Source organism: Nocardia cerradoensis NBRC 101014 (genome assembly GCF_000308535.1).
Taxonomy (GTDB): Bacteria; Actinomycetota; Actinomycetes; order Mycobacteriales; family Mycobacteriaceae; genus Nocardia; species Nocardia cerradoensis.
The window spans coordinates 1-16145 of the sequence record NZ_BAFW01000253.1 but is presented as its reverse complement, the minus strand read 5'-3'; the positions used below and the strand labels follow the sequence as shown (position 1 = coordinate 16145).

The following is a 16145-nucleotide window of genomic DNA, read 5'->3' as shown; positions in this document are numbered from 1 at the left end:
TTGCCAACGGCCCCAATCCCGTTGGAGGGCGAACCGTCGTAGCTACTGCAGTGCCACACGAACCTCATCCCGAGCCTCGGCCGGCAGGGTTCGGTAGTGCGCCCACAGCTCCTCGACTTCGCTGAAGCTCCGGGCATCTTGTTCCACCCACGCAGCGAGCATCTTCCGTTCGTAAACGGGCAGGTGTTCGATCCGTGCCATGACATCTGCCAAGCTGGCCGTCAGGTCGCGACTTCCGATGCGGCAGCGATTGCACTCGACGACCAGCTGTGTCCTCGTGGCGCCGTCCGGCATTCGCACCGCGCGCCGGGCTATATCGAGCTGTGATGTTACGGAGGTGCCGGCATACTTCTCGCCCGGTCCGATTCCGCAGGACCGGCATTTGTGCCCATCCCGCGTCATGAGCGCATACCGCTCCGTAGCCGTCACGGCGATGTCCGCTCTCGATGACTGCCCTGGTTCCCAGACTGGCTTCCCGCGGCTGACGAACCGATGTTCATGCATCTCGAGGGAAGGATCCTCGCGGTTGGTATCGATGCGCCAGCCGGCGTCACGGAGTTCCCGCATCCGGCGGTCGATTTGCTGAGTGTCAGGGAACGCCTCGCGGAGCTGGCTTTTCGTGAATAGGTTGCCCTCGCCTACTACCTGCATAAGCCACAGCGCTACGCGCCTTTTTGCGCCGAGTCTGATGTCTGTCCACGATGGAATGGTCATGCGAGTCTCCCTTCGCCGGGGGTTTCGAGTGCTGAGCAAGATGACCCAAACCTCTGGGAACGATGGGTGCATCAGCTGGGCCGCATCCAAGAGAACACGAGAACCGTGTGATTGGGAAGCATCTTTCTGTCCTGACTTGTCCTGGATTTGCTTGAGTAGCAGAGGCTCTCGGTGCATGGCCTGGCCGATACTCAGGACAGAGTCGGGACACTTCTGCTCTGTACAGATTCGATCTCTACCGGCGAGAATTACAGGATTCATTGACATCTGACTTCGACGGGGTGGACAGGCGTGGGAAGAACAGGGGAGTACGGCGAGATCGACACCGATGCCACACCGGCGCAACGGACTCTCGCCTTCGCAGTGCGCGACTTGCTGCACATGACGGGCCTCCCGCTGAGACAAATCGAAAAGGAGCTGAAGGCGCACACGGAGAGGAGGCTCGAAGATTTGGAGCAACGCCAGAGGGAAGGGCAGCTTACGCGGGCTGAAGAGATCGACCTGGTAGAGCTGAAGGAGCAAAGATATTTCAGTAAGTCGGCCCTGCAGGAGCTGGCGAAAGGCAAGCGTAAACGCCCTCCCAAGGAGCGGGAGCTCAAGGAGCTCTTCAACTTCGCTCACGGAGGGCAAGGCCCTCGGCGCGACTGGGACCAGCTGAACCAATGGCGGCTCGCTCTTGCTGAGCCGTCGGATGGGAGTCAGTTGATCGTGTGCCCGACGTGTGGTGCGGCCACAGTGCCGACAGAAGGCTGCGCGGAAGCGAAGCCGGCCGAGAACGGGCTGACGGTGCCGACCAGTGCGCCGGTCCCCCTCGTGGAAGGGGACCGGCGCACTGGCGAAAGGTTCGACGTGATGTTGCGCCCGGCCGACGAGGTTGTGTGGAGCCCAGTCACAGTGTTGGCCGGATACGTTTCTGCCGGCAAGCTCGAAAATGCGAACGGCTTGATGCGCCACGTCGGCAGGGAGGCGGACCCCGGCGAAACTGCCGATGCCATCATCGCGTGTGGAGACGGGGGCATCTCTGAGGCAGTCGACACGATCATCAGCCATGCGGGAGCTCGGGACGACTTGCTCCACGTTATGCAGATTGTCAGGTCGCTGAACGAACGGGACAGGCGTGTCGACAGTGACGCGTTGCTGGACCACGCGCTGGCAAGACACGCTTCTCGGACTTAGAAGACGTTCGGGTAATCGCCAGTTCCGTCAGGAGAAGCGTACGGTCCGGGTGCCGCGTCGGCTACCAGTCCACCAGTGACCTTGCGAGGTTCTTGTAGTCGAGGAGTCGGCCCTGCTTCGTAACCTCCTCCCAGGCATTGTGCTGTTCTGAACTCCCATGTACTGCAACGGCCTTCGCGAGTTCCTCGTAGGCAATGTGGTAGGTCGCGTCTACCTCGCCTGTTCCTCGCGCAATGGACGCGAGGCGTGTCGGCAAGGGCTCGGCAGTGACAGTCACGAGGTGCGGTAGCCGCCCGCGCCGGTGCCTGATCATGTTCCCGTTCTCATGACGGATGTTCTGGACCCGATCGGAGCGGATGGTCCATTTGCATGCAATCGCTGCGTGGAGCCAGGGATGGGGTGTGCTGGTGGGTGTCCCGCGAATACCGACCAGCACATCGGGCTTGATCAGGTAGTCGGTGCCAAGCGTCACCCGCAGGTTCGGATCCTTGGAGATAGCGGCTTCTATGCCGGCCAGGTGCTGGTACTGCGCGTATCCGACGATGCTCTTTCCTCTGTCGAAGTCCCACTGCCTGCGCGGGTCCAAATCTGGGAGCTGGCTGGCCAAGTCTGTAAGCACCAGCGTTTCGAGCAAAGCACCCGGATTATTAGGCGCCGTAACAGGTTCGGAACCCGGATTCGGGTTGGGTTGACGGATCTGCTCGAGGATGTGCGCTGCCATCAAAAGGCTGGTCACATTGTCAGTATCGGCGGAGTTCGGAACCCACTTCCAGCCGAGCTTGTTCTTCTTGCTCGGCCTCCAGCCCAGCAGTTCGGTCCGAAACGGAGTCGTCACGTCCGCCAAATCTAGTCTGTTCGGTGTGCCTGACAGCGAGCTTCACGAGTTTCCCCTAGTATCGCTCACATGTTCGAGGCTGTCGCTCAAGGCACCGGTTACAGTGGCGATGGCGCTGTCCAGGTGCTCGTGTTCCCACAGGCGAACCACCCGCCAGCCTGCGGCTGTCAACGCTGCATCCGCGGCTCGGTCGCGTTCAATGTTCCTGCGGAGTTTGGGTGTCCAGTACCACTCGTTCGTCGTCGGCTGGCGGCCATGTTCGGGGCAGACGTGCCAGAAGCAGCCGTCTACGAAGACAGCCACCTTCCGTTTCGTGAAGACGATGTCCGGCCTGACCTTGAGCGAACCGAGATCCAGTCTGTGATCTTTCCGGTACCGATACCCAAGTCTGTGCAACGCACTTCGCAGTGCAACTTCGGGCTTCGTGTCCGATCGGCGGTTGGCTCGCATGTTCCGGGAGCGCCCCTCGTTGAGAGGGGCGGGGTACAAGCCCAGATCGTGGGCTTTTCGACGGGCGTCTTCCGATCGGCTTCCGGTCACGGCGGTCCCAGTTCGAAGTTGGGGCATGGCATACGGAAAAATACTCCCGCACCCACGTCGGCCCGGCCTCGGCCTCTGCATCGAAAGGTAACCGCGTGACCGAGCTTCGTGTCATCGAGACCACTTCAGACGATGAAGTGCAGGCAGGTGTGAGTTCGTTGGAGTCCGGGGCGCTCTTCGACTTGGTGGAACCCGATACGCCAAGCGCGGCACCGATGAGAAGCGGTGCTGGCTCCAAACGCCGTTCTGGTGGCAGCAAGCGCGCGCGCGGCACACGGAAGACGACGGACTTGCGCAGTGCCGGCCTGGTCACGGCTGAGCGCGACTTCACTTCGATCGAGATCTGTGCCGGGGCCGGCGGCCAAGCAGTAGGACTTCACCAGGCTGGCTTTCGTCATCTGGCATTGATCGAGATCGACGAGTACGCGGTCGGTACGTTGAGGCTCAATATCGAAAAGCACGAGTTGTGGGCGTGGGAAAGAGATAACTGCGACATTATTTCGGCGGATGTCAAAGAGTTCGATCCAGTTAATGGCCTCGATAAGGGTTCTAAAATTCTGAAAGAGCGCGGTTTGGATCTTCTTGCGGGGGGTGTTCCGTGTCCTCCATTTTCGCACGCCGGTAAGCAGCTCGGAGAGCGCGATGAACGAGATCTATTTCCGCGAATGTTGGAGCTTGTTGGTATCCTGAATCCGCGAGCAGTTTTGATCGAAAATGTGCGCGGGCTTATGGATCCTAAATTCTCTACCTACCGCGCTTGGATTAAGTCTCAGATTGCGGATCTCGGATACAATCTCGGTGCATGGGAGATACTCGAAGCCAGTAATTTCGGGGTACCGCAACTCCGGCCGAGGGCGATTCTAGTGGCGTTTCGTGACGACGTGATCCGTGATATTGATTATACAATGCCTGAAAAAACCTGCGACGATCCTGTTAGTATTGCGGAAATATTGGAGCCTTCGATGCGGGAGCGCTTCGACAACGTTAACGCAGAACACTCGGAGCGCGCTCGCCAAGCATTTGAACGGTGGCGTGATACCGCGCGCAATCGTGCCTCGGAGCTCAAGGGCAAGGGGGGCGGAGTTGCGCCTACCCTGGTTGGGGGGTCGAAGAAGCATGGCGGCGCAGACCTTGGTCCGAGCCGGGCAAGAGCGGCATGGAAGCAACTCGGCATCTCAGGTATCGGAGTTGCCAACGACATTGAAACCTGCTTGAACAAGGGTACCGAAGAACGTGATCTTTTTCGTCCGGATGGCCCTATGCTCACTGTTCGGCAGGCGGCCATTGTTCAAGGATTCCCTGACGAGTGGGAGTTTTCGGGCGGTAAGACTGCGCAATATCGTCAGGTAGGAAATGCGTTTCCGCCGCCGGTTGCGAAGGCCGTAGGGGAATCTATTATCAAGGTTCTGAAGGAGGCTGACGAGCGGAATCGGAATAACGAGGCGGTAGAATGCCTGACGGCTAATGTAATGTGACTACAAATGATCGGCTCCAGCTCGACGAGGTTGCGGTTATCGAGCGCTGGCGAACAAACCGGTATGGCCGCGTGTTGCATTCGAGTGATGAATCTTCCAATCATTAGTATTATCTCGCTGCGTGCGATAAAGTAGCCAGGGCTCATCCCAAATTAGGGCGGATCGTCGGATTGCGGCGAGAACCTGGTCGGACTATCCGACGCAGCCGGGCAGGGTACATGGAGGAGCCGATTGATCCAATCCGTCGTTTTCGATGTAGGCGAGACGCTCTTAGACGACACTCGCGAGTACGCCGCGTGGGCTGATTGGATCGGCGTTCCGCGGCACACTTTCTCCGCGGTGCTCGGAGCGGTGACCGCCTCTGGGCGAAACAATGCCGAGACGTTCCAGTACTTCCGGCCAGGGTTCGATCTCGAACGTGAACGCCAGTTGCGTGAGGCCGCGGGCCGTGGAGAGGACATCGAGGACGGCGATCTGTATCCGGACGTGCGATCGGCGTTGTCTGCCTTGCAGAAGCGTGGGATTTGGGTCGGTATCGCCGGCAATCAGACTGCTCGAGCGGCGCAGCTGCTGCGCTCGCTGAATCTTCCGTGCGACGAGATCGCCACATCAGGGGAATGGGGAGTCGCTAAGCCTGACTTGAGGTTCTTCGATCGGGTCGCCGAGTTCGCGCCCGGCCGCCGGGAGGAGATCCTTTACGTCGGTGATCACCGGGACAACGATCTAATCCCGGCACGTCGGGCCGGCATGCGATGTGCCCTGATCCGGCGCGGGCCGTGGGGATATCTGTGGGCAGACGATGTCATCGCGGCGGGGGAGGCCGACTGGGTTGTCGGCTCCCTCACCGAGTTGGTGGACGTGATCAGCTAAACACTCAGGCGCGCAAGTATTTCCTTTACGCGGGGATGACAGTTGGTGTGTTGGGGTGCGATGGATCGTGCAGTGTGGATGGACTGCATAGCGCCGTCTCGATCTCCGGATTGCATGCGGGCCCGTGCGAGGTCGATGTGGAAGTGCGAGCGACGCTCGGCAGGGACGTCGTCGGGCGGTGTCCAGTTTTGGGCGGCTGTGAGCGCCCCGCCGATGTCACCGAGTTCGACGCCCAAGGAGACCTGGTGAATACGGACGGACGAGCGGCCGAACGCTGTGCCCAAATAGGTCGATTCCGCGACCATTTGCGCTGCGCGGGTTGCTTCCGCGATGTGGTCATGGGCTGAGTCCGCCCGAAACTCGCACCCGGCGACGACAGCGGCGCGCATGTGTAGTGAGCCGTAGGTTGCGGCCGCGCGGAACGATTGGGACGGGTCGATTCGATCTGCTGCTCGTTCGAGTAGCTTTCGCCCAGTTGCGAGGTCCATGTTGTTGAAGAAGAGTTCGGTGCGGACGTAAGCGGTCGTCGCGGCGAGCAGTGGGTCATCGCTGTCCGGCGCGGCGGTCTCCATCATGCCGATGATCCGGGCGGACAGATCAGTGAATCCATACTTGTCCGCGATCGCGTCGGCCGCTCGATAAGCCTGGACGAGAAGACTATTCACATCGTTTCGGATTAGATCTGCGGAGAGGCGGGCTCGGTGCAGCTCGTCCAGCAGAGACGGAAGCTCGATAACTAGGCGGAGATAGTTCGAATCGAGACGATCTCGGACAGTCGACGCCACAGCCGCGTGCAGTAGATCGAGCGAACGGATCGGTCCATCGGGCGGGGCGTCGTGAGTGTCGAGGGCCTTCCGTAGATCAGGAAGGCGGATTTGTACCGCTGTTGCCGCATTGTCTGTCGTCCCGACTACGGTCGAATGTGGTTGCAGCGCTTTGTGGAAGCGTGCGGCTTGGTTGTCGTCGAGACGCCGATAGGTGGTGTCCATGGCGTCCGCGAACTGCCGGACGAGAGTGATTGTCTCTTCGCGGCTTTCCCACTTCCGAACGACACCTTCACTGAACCCCAACCGCTCGGCGAACTCGCGCTGAGTCATACGCAGCGCCTCGGTACGCAGCGCGCGTACCTCCCGTCCGGTCCACTTCGTCACGCTCATTGCGATCCCCCTCGCCTTGGCTCGACGGTCCGTACCTGCAGCGTAGCGGCGCCGTAGCGGTTCCATGCCTTCGGTTTGTGGTGTTTCTCCGTGAAGCTCGAATCGGCCCCGCCGCCGGGTCGATGTCCGGATATCTGTGACGCCATCCACGACCGGCGGTGATCCTCGGCGGCGGGTGGCTGCCAACGAAAATCGAAGGAGCCGAATGTATCTCATTGTGACGACCAGGAGTCCGGTATGACGCTGCCTACCGCTTATGTTGCCTCGGCTGAACTGCCGAAGGGGCCGCCTCGGGCGCTCGGTTATATCGACCGGACCTTGCCGGGGTGGCCGGCGAATGAGCAGCGGGTGCTCGCGCATGCGGTGAAGTTGGGGTACTCGTTGGTGCGGGTGGTGTTTCGGACGGCGGGGGATATCGATGATCCGATCATGCGGCTGCTCGATCGGATCGGTGGGTACAACGTTGCGGCGGTGGTGGTTCCGAGTGTGGAGCATCTCGGGGAGCGGCTTCGGATTGTCTGCGCGGCATGCGATGTGGAGGCGGTTGAGCCGGAGGTTACCTATGCGCGGGCGCGGCCCACGATTTCATCGGAGCCGGCCTCGGCTTCGCGTGCTTCGCGGGTCGAGCCTGGTGATTGAGATGTCGGTGTTGATCGTCTCGGTTGTGACGGTTGTCGGTGTGGCCTCGTTGGCGGTTGCCGGGGTTTCCTGCGCTTGGCCGGATGTCGGGGGCGGTCGGAGGTTCGGTGAAGCCACTTGTCCCACTGTGAAAGCCGTTGTGCGTCCTGACATCCTGTGGTTCTCGTTGACGCACGCCGCTCGGTCGCCGGTGCCGACGGTGGTGGAAGCGCACGAGGATATGCAGCTGCACTTGGAATGTGATCCTTCCTTGTGCGCCGCGAAGGCGGTGGCGGTGCGGACTCTCGTGGCTGCCGGGCGGGTGCGTCCGGACCGATCGCGGCGGCTGTGAGCGTCAGCGCCTTGCTTCGCGCACGGCCGATTGCCCGGCCGGTGGTCGGGTGTCAGGCCGCGCTGGTGTCGGGTGGTCGTGCGCGCGACTGCACCCAACGCTGGTGTTGTTCGCGTTCGCGTTGACGGCGTTGTTGTCGTTCCTGTTCGTCGCGCAGGTGGATGCGCGTGAGTATCGCGGCCAGGAGTTCGTCGGGGTGGTGGCGGTGATTGATACGGGGAGTCTGGCTGGGATCGATGTGCTCGGGGGCGATCCATGCCGTTCGACCCGGGAACGGAGAAAGCTCGTCCTGTGCAATGGTTTTCCAGCCACCTGGCCCGTCGTGGATCAACGAGTGGCAGGCGTCGCAGGCGAGGACGAGGTTGGTGATGTCGGTGGGGCCGCCTTTGGCGTAGTCGCGGATGTGGTGGGCGGCGCAGAGGCTGGCGGGGGCGTCGCATCCGGGGCGGGAGCATCCGCGGAGGGCGGCGATGAGTGCCAGGCGTTGGGTTGGGGAGGCGAGTCGTTTCGTGCGGCCGAGATGCAGGGGGAGTCCGGCGTGGTCGAAGATCGCCAGATAGGGGCGGGATCGTTCGGCCAGGCGCAGCGCTTCGCGGATCGGGACGACGCCGCCCGTGGCGGTGGTCGCGGTGCCCGAATCCTTCTCCAGGTCTTCGAGTTTCATCGTCAGCACGGTGGTGACCGGCATGCCGCGGTGGCGGCCGAGGTCTTCGGCGATCAGGCCGGAGCGCAGGACGGCGGTGAGGGCGTCGTGGTTGCGTTGGGCGGTGCTGCGGTGATCGGCTCGCGCTGCCTCGGCCAGTGTCGCCGGGTCGGTGGTGTCGATATCGACGGCGGGGCTGTTCGGGTCGTCCGGGTTGCAGACGCCGGGGCGTGCGTATTTGGCCAGCAGTGGGTCCAGTAGGGCACGGAGCGTCGGGTCGATGTCGCCGCGTACGGGGGACATGCCGTCCGGGCGTTGCCGGCCTACGACGATGCCTCGCATTCGGGCGCGGTCCTGGTCGGTGGTGAGGCGGCCGTCGGGGTCCAGGTAGGCCAGGATTCGGTCGCCGACCTTGCCGATGTCGTCCGGTGAACCCGATCGTGCGAACTCCGCCAACAGTTGTTCGGCGGCTTCGCGATCCGCGTCGGATACGCCTCGCGGCACCCGGTTCATGACCTGCGCGATCCCGCGCACGTGGTCGGCAGAGATCTCGCCGTGTGTCAAAGCGGCTGCGGTGCTGGGCAATTGCGGATCGCGTATCTCGCCGTCGAGATCGTGGAAGGTTCCTACCCAGCGCGCCGAGTTCACGCGGCTGCCCGCGTCGGCGCTCGATATGCGCAGTGTCTCCATCAGGAACCGCTTGACCGTCTTCGCGCCGGTGCGTGACGGCAGGGATCGCTCCTCGGCCTCGATCAGCAGCCGATGCTGTATCGCTGTCAGTCGGCGCGCGCAACTCTCCACATCCCGCATCGCCTCTACCAGTTGCCCATCCGACAGGGGTGTCAGCGATCGCTCGAACAGCTCGGAGACCGCAGCGAGGAGCGGTCTCGCGACCAGCTCCGCGTCCTCCCCGTTCGAATGCATGTTCGAATTCTATCAAGAGCGAGGGGTGGTGTGCACCCCTTCGATCCGCTCGAACCCGGAAGTTCCTCCTGAACAAGTGACCGAAAGGGATTGTGTCGCAGGAGATTTCACCGGCGCAGACCGGACAAGCCCGGGTGTTGAGCAAGCCCGGCCGAGTGAGACGTTGCTCAGAGCGGAATCGCGCGGCAGTCGTTCCCGCAACCGCCATCGCCGGATTCCTGCCCAGGCGCGGCGACACGGTGCAGGATCGCCCGCGTGGGCGCGATGACGAGCCGATCGTTGTCCAGTGTGCCGAGACCGTCCACGATCAATGAGTAATCAGCAGGCTCTCGCGGCGCCCACACCAGGCTGGCCGCAGGGCGGGGCGCGACGTTGTCCCGGGTATGGCTGCCGGGCGCGGTATCGAGCGTACTTCGGCGCAGGCGGTGAGCCGCTCGGCGAAGCGCGGCCGCTCCTCAGGCAAGCTGCATCATCAACACCACCCCCAGCACGAACATCGTCCCCGCCACGAAGACGTCGAGCACTCGCCACGCCGCGGGTAGCGACAGGACCGGCGCGAGCAGCCGAGCACCGTATCCCAGCCCGGCGAACCACACTCCGCTCGCGACCATCGCGCCGACTCCGAAGGCCCAGCGTAACGGGCCGTGCCCGGCGGCGACCGAGCCGAGCAGCAGGACGGTGTCCAGGTAGACGTGCGGGTTGAGCCAGGTCATCGCCAGGCAGACCAGGATCGCGGTGCGGACGGACGCGGTGGATTCGCCGGTGGTCGCGAGGGCGGCGGTGGCGGGACGCAGCGCGCGACGGGCTGCGACGGCGCCGCAGGCGATCAGGAAGCATCCGCCGGCGAGTCCGGCGACGGTCAGCGCTGCCGGATACGCGCTGACCAGCGCGCCCAGACCGCCGACACCGCACATGATCAGAATGGCGTCGGAGGCGATGCAAATGGCGACCACGGCTGCCACGGCTTGTCCGCGCACACCCTGGCGCAGGACGAACGCGTTCTGCGCGCCGATGGCGACGATCAGGGATAAGCCGGCACCGAATCCGGCGAGGGCCGCCGAGAAGATACCGCTGTTCACGCAGCCGACGGTATGGGTCTTGACGTAATCAGTACAGCTAAAGATTCTTAGCTACCATTAGCGACCGTGATGTCCGAGCTGCCGGTTGATCAGGTCCGCACGCTGCTCGCCGTCGTGGACGAAGGCACATTCGACGCCGCCGCGGCCGCGATGCATCTGACGCCCTCGGCGGTGAGTCAGCGGATCAAGGCGCTCGAACAGCGCACCGGGCGCGTGCTGCTGTTGCGCACGAAACCGGTTCGGCCCACCGAGTCCGGTCAGGCGGTCGTGCGGTTCGCGCGGCAACTGGCCGCATTGCAGGAGGCCGCTCAACGAGAGCTCGGAATCGCTGGAGATTCCGGGTCCACCACGCTGTCCATCGCGGTCAACGCCGATTCGCTGGCGACCTGGTTTCTGCCCGCGCTGTCGCGGGTGCCGCAGGATCCGCCGGTCTGTTTCGACCTGCATCGCGAGGACGAATCCCACACCGCCACACTGCTTCGAGAGGGAACGGTGATGGCGGCGGTGACGTCGCTGGCCGAGCCGGTGACCGGATGTACCGCACGGCTGCTGGGCCTGGCGCGGTACCTGCCGGTCGCGAGCCCGGAATTCGTCGAGCGGCATTTCGCGTCCGGACCTCTGGAACAGTCGCTTCCCGACGCGCCGGTCATCGTTTTCGATCGCCGGGACGAGTTGCAGGATCGCTACGTCCGCACTGTCACCTCCGGCAGGGCGGGGGCGAGCCGGCTCCGTCATTACGTACCGACCTCGGAAGGGTTCCGCGACACCATCGTCGCCGGGCTCGGGTGGGGTCTGGTGCCCGAAACGCACGCCGACCCACTGCTGCGGACGGGCGCGTTGCGGAATTTCGCGCCGCGGCAGTGGGTCGACGTGCCGCTCTACTGGCAGCAGTGGAAGTTGGATGTACCGGCCCTCGCGCTCGTCGCGCAGACGATCGGTGTCGCGGCGGCCGACTATCTGCGACAGTGAAAGGACTCTCCCGCAGTGGATGTCGATTAGAGCCGTTCGGGTGGTGTCGTCAGTCGATCAACTGTGATGCGACCGCCCGGGAGCTGCCGGGAACCGCTCGCGGCGATGCCGAGGTGAGCAGTGCGATTCCCGCCCCGAGCAACCAGATGATCGTGAATCCGGAAACGGTTGCGGTAGTGCCCCATCCGTTCGCCGCGTAGAAGTTCGCCGGAGTGTTCCCGAAGAACATCGACGGTACGAACGCCACGTTCACCACCGCCAGGACCGCGGCAGAACGCCCCACCCACGCGGGCAGAATCCGCGTGCGCAGGATCGTGACAGCGGCCGTCGCCATGAACAGGGCGGTCAGGAGCCGGGAGACCGTTCCGTACAGGACGTAGGTGCCGGACACGGTGACGGTGGGATCGATCGGCTCGGGCGCCTGGATCGTGGCGCCGATCTCGAGGCCCATGGAGACGAAAGCGACTGTGGTCCACATCAAACCGGCGGTCGAGGCCAGTGAACCGAGCCATTCGTAGCGTCGGTCCGCGGCCTTCACCAGGTGCCCGAAGGTCGACAGGAACACCACCACCGCGAGGAGCCCGGCCAGACCGATCAGGCCGCGGGTCAGGATGTTCCAGTCCGGGGGCGGGCCGTCGTAGACGAAGTAGAGCGGCAGTTCGACGAGCATGAGCGCGGCGCCGCAGACCGCGGCGATACCCGCGGTGCGGCGGAGGGTTTCGGTGTGCACGGATCGTCCTTCCGATCGGCGGAAATAGTAAGTATATGGCTTATACTATATCGGCCATACTAAACTCCCGAAGGAAGAATTGTCGACGACGGGATACGCGCTGATGACCGATCGGGAGGTGCCCGACCATCTGGCCCGGCTGTGGCGGCTGCCGGTGGACGCCAAACTGGGCCGTCCGGCCGCACTCGATGTCGATCGGGTGGTCGCGACGGCGGTGGAGCTGGCCGACCGGGACGGCCTCGCCGCCGCGACACTGCCGAAAATCGCTGCTGCTCTGCGGGTTACACCGATGTCGCTCTACCGTCACATCGGGTCGAAGGACGAACTACTCGTACTGATGGCCGATGCCGGAATGGGTGCCCCGCCCGAATTGCCCAGCGGCTCATGGCGTTCGCTGCTGCGCGCCTGGGCACTCGCACAACTCGATGTGCATCGAGCCCGCCCCTGGCTGACCCAGCTGCCGATCACCGGGCCGCCGAATGGGCCGAATACCGTGGCCTGGATGGACGCGGGGCTGCGCGCCGTGCGTGAGACCTCCCTGGACTGGCCGGCGAAGGTCGGGGCGATCATGGTGGTCAGCGGATACGTCCGCGAGGCGTTCGTCACCGCTCGCCAACTCGAACATGCCATGGCGGCAGCCGATCTCGACCCCGCCGGGGCCCTGCACGACTACAGCCGAAATCTGCGTGCGCTCGTGGATCGAGAGCGGCTGCCGGATATGGCCGCACTGCTGGCCTCGGGGCTGTTCGACGCCATCGAACCCGCCGAGGCGGAACCCGACTCGGACTTTGCCTTCGGCCTCGACCTGATCCTCGACGGTGTGGCGGCGACGATCGCCGCAGCGACGAGATCCTCGGGGTGCGGCTCGACGTACAGGTAGGTGTCACCGAAACGACGAACGGCCCGGCGCCGCGAAGGCGCCGGGCCGCGAGCGGCGTCGGATCAGCTGCTGCCGAACCAGCCCGGAGGAACGACCTGGCGGAAACCGTTCCAGCCGTTGCCGTGCCGGTCCCACGGGTTGCAGTCGTCGCCGCGGCGGTGACGATCCCAGTCGCCGCGGTGGTCCCAATCGCCACGGTGGTCCCAGTCGCCGCGACGATCCCAGTCGCCGAGGCCGCCGAACGGGCCGTGCCCGTGACCCGGGTGTGCGATGTCGGTGGCCGCCGGAGCGCTCACCACGTCGGCCTGGGCCGGAATGGCTAGCGCGGCAAGCGGCGCCGCGACGATGGCGCCGGCGACGGCGATGCGCGCCGCCGTGCGCTTGGTGCGATGTTCGGTTCTGGCAATCACGGTGAATCCTTCCAATCAGTTACACCGCACGCAGTCTCTCGCAAATCGGACACCGCGTCACGGGTGGTGGCACGAGGTTCAGGGCCGAATCGGCCGCGGGGATGACGGGAACTCGGGGTTGCCCCTGAGTCCAGCGATTCAGCTGCTGCCGAACCACCCCGGCGGGTAAACCGGCCTATACCAGGAGTAGTACGGCCGATACCACGGATTCCAGCCGTACCAGAGCTCCAGCGGCATCGGATCGAACGGTGTGATTCCCGGGTAGTACCAGCCAACCGAGCTCGGCTCGCTCACCGGCGCCTGCGCCGAACTCTGCCCGGCGGTCGCGGTGACCATCCCGACCAGGATCAGTCCCGCTGTCGCCGTCCTCGCCAGGATTCGGCGTACCCGGACGGATGCGGCAGTCGCGAACACGACCAGCCCCTTTCAACTCGCCTGTCCCGCAACCCTCGCCGATTTCGGCGCGAACGTCACGGCCGCGATACGCCCAGGGCTGAGAAGAGGCTCAGCTCACATCCCGCGCCTCGCCGTCCGGATTCGCGGGATCGATATGCCAGCTGCGGATCCGCCGCGGATGGATGCGAATGATGGTGTGCACGAACCGGTCCGGCGCCACCGGAGGCGTATCGACGTCGAGAATCTCGCCGACGCCGCGGATCTCGACCCCGCGCCCCCAGCCGGGCTTCACCTCGGCCGGATCGTCCGGCGTCATATCGTCGACCACCAGGCTCACATTCGGATTACCTCGCACATTGCGGTACCGCTGGGCACTGGGACTCGGACCGCCGATATCGATCGTGCCGTCCTCGTTCACCCGAAACCCGACCGGGACCAACTGTGGCCGCCCGTCCGCCGTCACGGTGGCCAACCGGCCCAGCGATTGGGAAGTCAGATACGTGTGCTCGGCCGCGGTGAAAGTCATGCCGCCACGCTAAGAGCTCGAGTGCGGTTGAGGTCAAGTGCCGCGCTGTCCGGTCAGTCGCTCGCTTTCGTGAAATGAATATCCGCCGAGGCGGATGTCCTTGCCGCCGGCGGCGGAGAAGGCTTGGTCGAGAACGTTTTCGGACGTGTTGTCCACGAAGTGGAAGGTGGTGCCGCCGTCCATCTCGAGCGGCGGGCGCGGGTGGTGGGTGAGCGCGAAGACCGGGTGGTGGTATCAGTTGTCACGCCGTGCGCTGCCCTGCCGACCAGGCGAATGCGGTCAGGGCGGGATCCAACGGCGCCGCGGTGAGTCGATTGCCCAGTGTGGACAACGTGTAGGTGCCGATGCCCAGCACCACCTCGAGGGCTTGTTCGGGGGTGTAGCCGTGGGACAGGAAATCGCTCGCACGCTCGTCGGGGACGTTGCCGGTGGTTTCGACAACGGTGAGGGTGAATTCCTGGAGCGCGGCGAGGCGGGGGTCGGGCAGGGGGCGCTGGTCGCGCAGTGCGGCGATCAGTTCCGGGTCGGCGCCGATCGCGGTCAGCTTCGCGGTGTGCATGGCGACGCACAGGTGGCATTCGTTGCGCGTGGCCACCGTCATGACCAGTACTTCGCGCGACAGTTCGTCGAGTGTGCCGCCTTCGAACAGGGCGTTGAGTTTCATGAAGCCGTCGAGCAGTCGCGGTGAGGTCGCCATCTTCGCCACCGCGGCCGGGAGGTAACCGATGTGGGCGGCGCTCGCGGTCATCGTGCGACGGGCCTCCGCGGGCGCGGAGTCGAGGGTGTGGGTGGGGAAGTGCATGGGGCGTTCCGTTCGATGTAGACAACCAAGTTGTCTAAACAGTAAACCTGGTTGTCGAATTGGGCAAGCGTCGGCACCGCTGGGGCGCCGGTCAGCCGCCGAACCACCCCGCGACATCGAGCCGGAAGGATTCCGGCGGGACCATCGTGCGCAACGCGGACTCCATATCCCGCACGCGCTGGGCGCCGAGCTCTTTCACCCAGCGGCGTCGCAGCCGCTCGAAGATCTCGGCCGACTGCCGGAGTGCGTCGATCCCGTGCGGGGTCAGGCGGACGATCTTGCGGCGGGCGTCCTCGGGATCCTCGACGCGTTCGGCATAGCCCAGCGCGGTCAGTCGCTCGACCGTCTTACCCGCCGCCTGTTTGGATACGCCCAGCTTGCGCCCGATATCGCTGGCCGTCGCGCCCTGCACGCCGATCGCCTGCATCGCGAATCCGTGGGCCGGGCGCATGTCGGGATGTCCCTGCCGCGCCAGTTCGGCGTGCAACTCGTCGATGAGCGAGCGGAACCCCGCGAACAGCAGCAACGGCAGTTCGAATCCGGGGCTGTCGATCGGGGCCCTCCCGCGCTTTCCGACAACCATGTTGACGAGGGTAGTCCAGCGGTGACGACGCATACGCCGATGCGGCGCGTGGGCGCGTGTGACCGGTCGCGGCCGGTCCGGTGGTGTTCAATACACCTGGAGTGCTCGGAAACGGGCACACCTCGTTCTGCCGAATGCCCGGAGGCGCCATGACCACACGGCCACACCGGATTCCCGGCCGTCCTCGCGCGCCACGCCGTCGTCGCGGCCTCGTGCATCGGCTCGTGCCGTGGCTGGCTTTCACCGCGATGCTCGCAGCGTGCAGTGGTCCGGGCGCCGATGTCACCGAATCGCCCGCTCCTGCAACGGTTTCGACCGCTCCGCTGAGCTCGGTCGCCGTGGTCACACACGGCAGCCCGGGCGACGCGTTCTGGAATGTGGTGAAGAACGGTGCCGAGGCGGCCGGGAAGGATCTGGGAATCCGGGTCGGCTACAACTCCTCGGGCGACCCCGGGGAGCAGGCCAA

The 16145-nt window shown here is 64.4% G+C and carries 19 protein-coding genes and 1 pseudogene; 7 read left to right on the top strand and 13 right to left on the bottom strand.

From position 1 onward, the window contains the following. Positions 1–42: 42 nt before the first annotated feature. Positions 43–714 (bottom strand): KpnI family restriction enzyme N-terminal domain-containing protein, encoded by a 672-nt coding sequence (locus ON23_RS27060; protein WP_039781661.1) that lies wholly within the window; start codon positions 712–714, stop codon positions 43–45. A 291-nt stretch (positions 715–1005) separates the two neighbouring features. Here ON23_RS27060 and ON23_RS27055 point away from each other — a divergent pair, with 291 nt between their 5' ends. Beyond that, positions 1006–1890, top strand: coding sequence for a hypothetical protein (locus ON23_RS27055; protein ID WP_039781660.1), 885 nt, complete (start codon positions 1006–1008; stop codon positions 1888–1890). Between the two features lie 61 nt (positions 1891–1951). Here the strand turns inward: ON23_RS27055 and ON23_RS27050 are convergent, their stop codons facing one another. Next, on the bottom strand, positions 1952–2725 hold the full coding sequence (locus tag ON23_RS27050; protein WP_039781659.1) for an NgoMIV family type II restriction endonuclease: 774 nt from the start codon (positions 2723–2725) through the stop codon (positions 1952–1954). A gap of 42 nt (positions 2726–2767) precedes the next feature. Next, on the bottom strand, positions 2768–3292 hold the full coding sequence (locus ON23_RS37100; RefSeq protein WP_083904256.1) for a very short patch repair endonuclease: 525 nt from the start codon (positions 3290–3292) through the stop codon (positions 2768–2770). Between the two features lie 68 nt (positions 3293–3360). Here ON23_RS37100 and ON23_RS37095 point away from each other — a divergent pair, with 68 nt between their 5' ends. After that, a complete protein-coding gene (locus ON23_RS37095; RefSeq protein ID WP_223273197.1) occupies positions 3361–4740 on the top strand; it encodes a DNA cytosine methyltransferase in 1380 nt (459 codons plus the stop codon). A 231-nt stretch (positions 4741–4971) separates the two neighbouring features. Further along, positions 4972–5610: an HAD family hydrolase gene (locus ON23_RS27045; RefSeq protein WP_039781657.1), complete on the top strand. Its 639-nt coding sequence runs from the start codon at positions 4972–4974 to the stop codon at positions 5608–5610. Here ON23_RS27045 and ON23_RS27040 read toward each other — a convergent pair. Beyond that, complete coding sequence (locus tag ON23_RS27040; RefSeq protein ID WP_051043445.1) at positions 5607–6767, bottom strand: helix-turn-helix domain-containing protein; 1161 nt, start codon at positions 6765–6767, stop codon at positions 5607–5609. The genes ON23_RS27045 and ON23_RS27040 overlap by 4 nt on opposite strands. 237 nt (positions 6768–7004) lie before the next feature. Between ON23_RS27040 and ON23_RS27035 the strand changes: the two genes are divergently transcribed. Next, positions 7005–7406, top strand: a complete 402-nt coding sequence (locus tag ON23_RS27035) for a hypothetical protein (RefSeq protein ID WP_039781655.1) — start codon at positions 7005–7007, stop codon at positions 7404–7406. Positions 7407–7789: 383 nt separating this feature from the next. Here the strand turns inward: ON23_RS27035 and ON23_RS27025 are convergent, their stop codons facing one another. After that, complete coding sequence (locus ON23_RS27025) at positions 7790–9304, bottom strand: HNH endonuclease signature motif containing protein (protein WP_039781652.1); 1515 nt, start codon at positions 9302–9304, stop codon at positions 7790–7792. Between the two features lie 455 nt (positions 9305–9759). Beyond that, the gene (locus ON23_RS27015) at positions 9760–10383 is read right to left on the bottom strand and encodes a LysE/ArgO family amino acid transporter (RefSeq protein WP_039781651.1); all 624 of its coding nucleotides are present in this window, start codon (positions 10381–10383) and stop codon (positions 9760–9762) included. Between the two features lie 69 nt (positions 10384–10452). Here ON23_RS27015 and ON23_RS27010 point away from each other — a divergent pair, with 69 nt between their 5' ends. Beyond that, positions 10453–11352: a LysR family transcriptional regulator ArgP gene (locus ON23_RS27010; protein ID WP_039781650.1), complete on the top strand. Its 900-nt coding sequence runs from the start codon at positions 10453–10455 to the stop codon at positions 11350–11352. Positions 11353–11401: 49 nt separating this feature from the next. Here the strand turns inward: ON23_RS27010 and ON23_RS27005 are convergent, their stop codons facing one another. Next, on the bottom strand, positions 11402–12082 hold the full coding sequence (locus ON23_RS27005) for a hypothetical protein (RefSeq protein WP_039781649.1): 681 nt from the start codon (positions 12080–12082) through the stop codon (positions 11402–11404). Positions 12083–12185: 103 nt separating this feature from the next. Between ON23_RS27005 and ON23_RS27000 the strand changes: the two genes are divergently transcribed. Continuing rightward, on the top strand, positions 12186–12962 hold the full coding sequence (locus ON23_RS27000; protein ID WP_051043444.1) for a TetR/AcrR family transcriptional regulator: 777 nt from the start codon (positions 12186–12188) through the stop codon (positions 12960–12962). A gap of 62 nt (positions 12963–13024) precedes the next feature. On the opposite strand, the gene ON23_RS26995 is transcribed toward ON23_RS27000, so the two are convergent. The 6 genes from ON23_RS26995 to ON23_RS26975 all read right to left on the bottom strand — a co-directional run bounded on the left by ON23_RS26995 (position 13025) and on the right by ON23_RS26975 (position 15679). Next, a complete protein-coding gene (locus ON23_RS26995) occupies positions 13025–13372 on the bottom strand; it encodes a hypothetical protein (protein ID WP_143859884.1) in 348 nt (115 codons plus the stop codon). A gap of 138 nt (positions 13373–13510) precedes the next feature. Next, on the bottom strand, positions 13511–13786 hold the full coding sequence (locus tag ON23_RS26990; protein ID WP_157170295.1) for a hypothetical protein: 276 nt from the start codon (positions 13784–13786) through the stop codon (positions 13511–13513). 91 nt (positions 13787–13877) lie between these two features. Continuing rightward, on the bottom strand, positions 13878–14294 hold the full coding sequence (locus ON23_RS26985; RefSeq protein WP_039781647.1) for a PPOX class F420-dependent oxidoreductase: 417 nt from the start codon (positions 14292–14294) through the stop codon (positions 13878–13880). 33 nt (positions 14295–14327) lie between these two features. Then, the gene (locus ON23_RS39450; RefSeq protein WP_244969914.1) at positions 14328–14477 is read right to left on the bottom strand and encodes a hypothetical protein; all 150 of its coding nucleotides are present in this window, start codon (positions 14475–14477) and stop codon (positions 14328–14330) included. 58 nt (positions 14478–14535) lie between these two features. Next, positions 14536–15096 carry a carboxymuconolactone decarboxylase family protein gene (locus ON23_RS26980; protein WP_039781645.1) on the bottom strand — a complete coding sequence of 187 codons (561 nt, stop codon included), beginning with the start codon at positions 15094–15096 and terminating at the stop codon, positions 14536–14538. A gap of 91 nt (positions 15097–15187) precedes the next feature. Further along, on the bottom strand, positions 15188–15679 hold the full coding sequence (locus ON23_RS26975) for a MarR family winged helix-turn-helix transcriptional regulator (protein WP_039781644.1): 492 nt from the start codon (positions 15677–15679) through the stop codon (positions 15188–15190). A 149-nt stretch (positions 15680–15828) separates the two neighbouring features. Between ON23_RS26975 and ON23_RS26970 the strand changes: the two are divergent. Further along, positions 15829–16145 (top strand): annotated as a pseudogene (locus ON23_RS26970) (hypothetical protein); the annotation flags it as partial.

What these genes read in the sequence shown, in the direction of transcription:
- ON23_RS27060 (WP_039781661.1), bottom strand. Translation starts at nt 714, where the DNA reads ATGACCATTCCATCGTGGACAGACATCAGACTCGGCGCAAAAAGGCGC.
- ON23_RS37100 (WP_083904256.1), bottom strand. Translation starts at nt 3,292, where the DNA reads ATGCCCCAACTTCGAACTGGGACCGCCGTGACCGGAAGCCGATCGGAA.
- ON23_RS27040 (WP_051043445.1), bottom strand. Translation starts at nt 6,767, where the DNA reads ATGAGCGTGACGAAGTGGACCGGACGGGAGGTACGCGCGCTGCGTACC.
- ON23_RS27035 (WP_039781655.1), top strand. Translation starts at nt 7,005, where the DNA reads ATGACGCTGCCTACCGCTTATGTTGCCTCGGCTGAACTGCCGAAGGGG.
- ON23_RS27025 (WP_039781652.1), bottom strand. Translation starts at nt 9,304, where the DNA reads ATGCATTCGAACGGGGAGGACGCGGAGCTGGTCGCGAGACCGCTCCTC.
- ON23_RS27010 (WP_039781650.1), top strand. Translation starts at nt 10,453, where the DNA reads ATGTCCGAGCTGCCGGTTGATCAGGTCCGCACGCTGCTCGCCGTCGTG.
- ON23_RS27000 (WP_051043444.1), top strand. Translation starts at nt 12,186, where the DNA reads ATGACCGATCGGGAGGTGCCCGACCATCTGGCCCGGCTGTGGCGGCTG.
- ON23_RS26985 (WP_039781647.1), bottom strand. Translation starts at nt 14,294, where the DNA reads ATGACTTTCACCGCGGCCGAGCACACGTATCTGACTTCCCAATCGCTG.
- ON23_RS39450 (WP_244969914.1), bottom strand. Translation starts at nt 14,477, where the DNA reads ATGGACGGCGGCACCACCTTCCACTTCGTGGACAACACGTCCGAAAAC.
- ON23_RS26980 (WP_039781645.1), bottom strand. Translation starts at nt 15,096, where the DNA reads ATGCACTTCCCCACCCACACCCTCGACTCCGCGCCCGCGGAGGCCCGT.
- ON23_RS26975 (WP_039781644.1), bottom strand. Translation starts at nt 15,679, where the DNA reads ATGGTTGTCGGAAAGCGCGGGAGGGCCCCGATCGACAGCCCCGGATTC.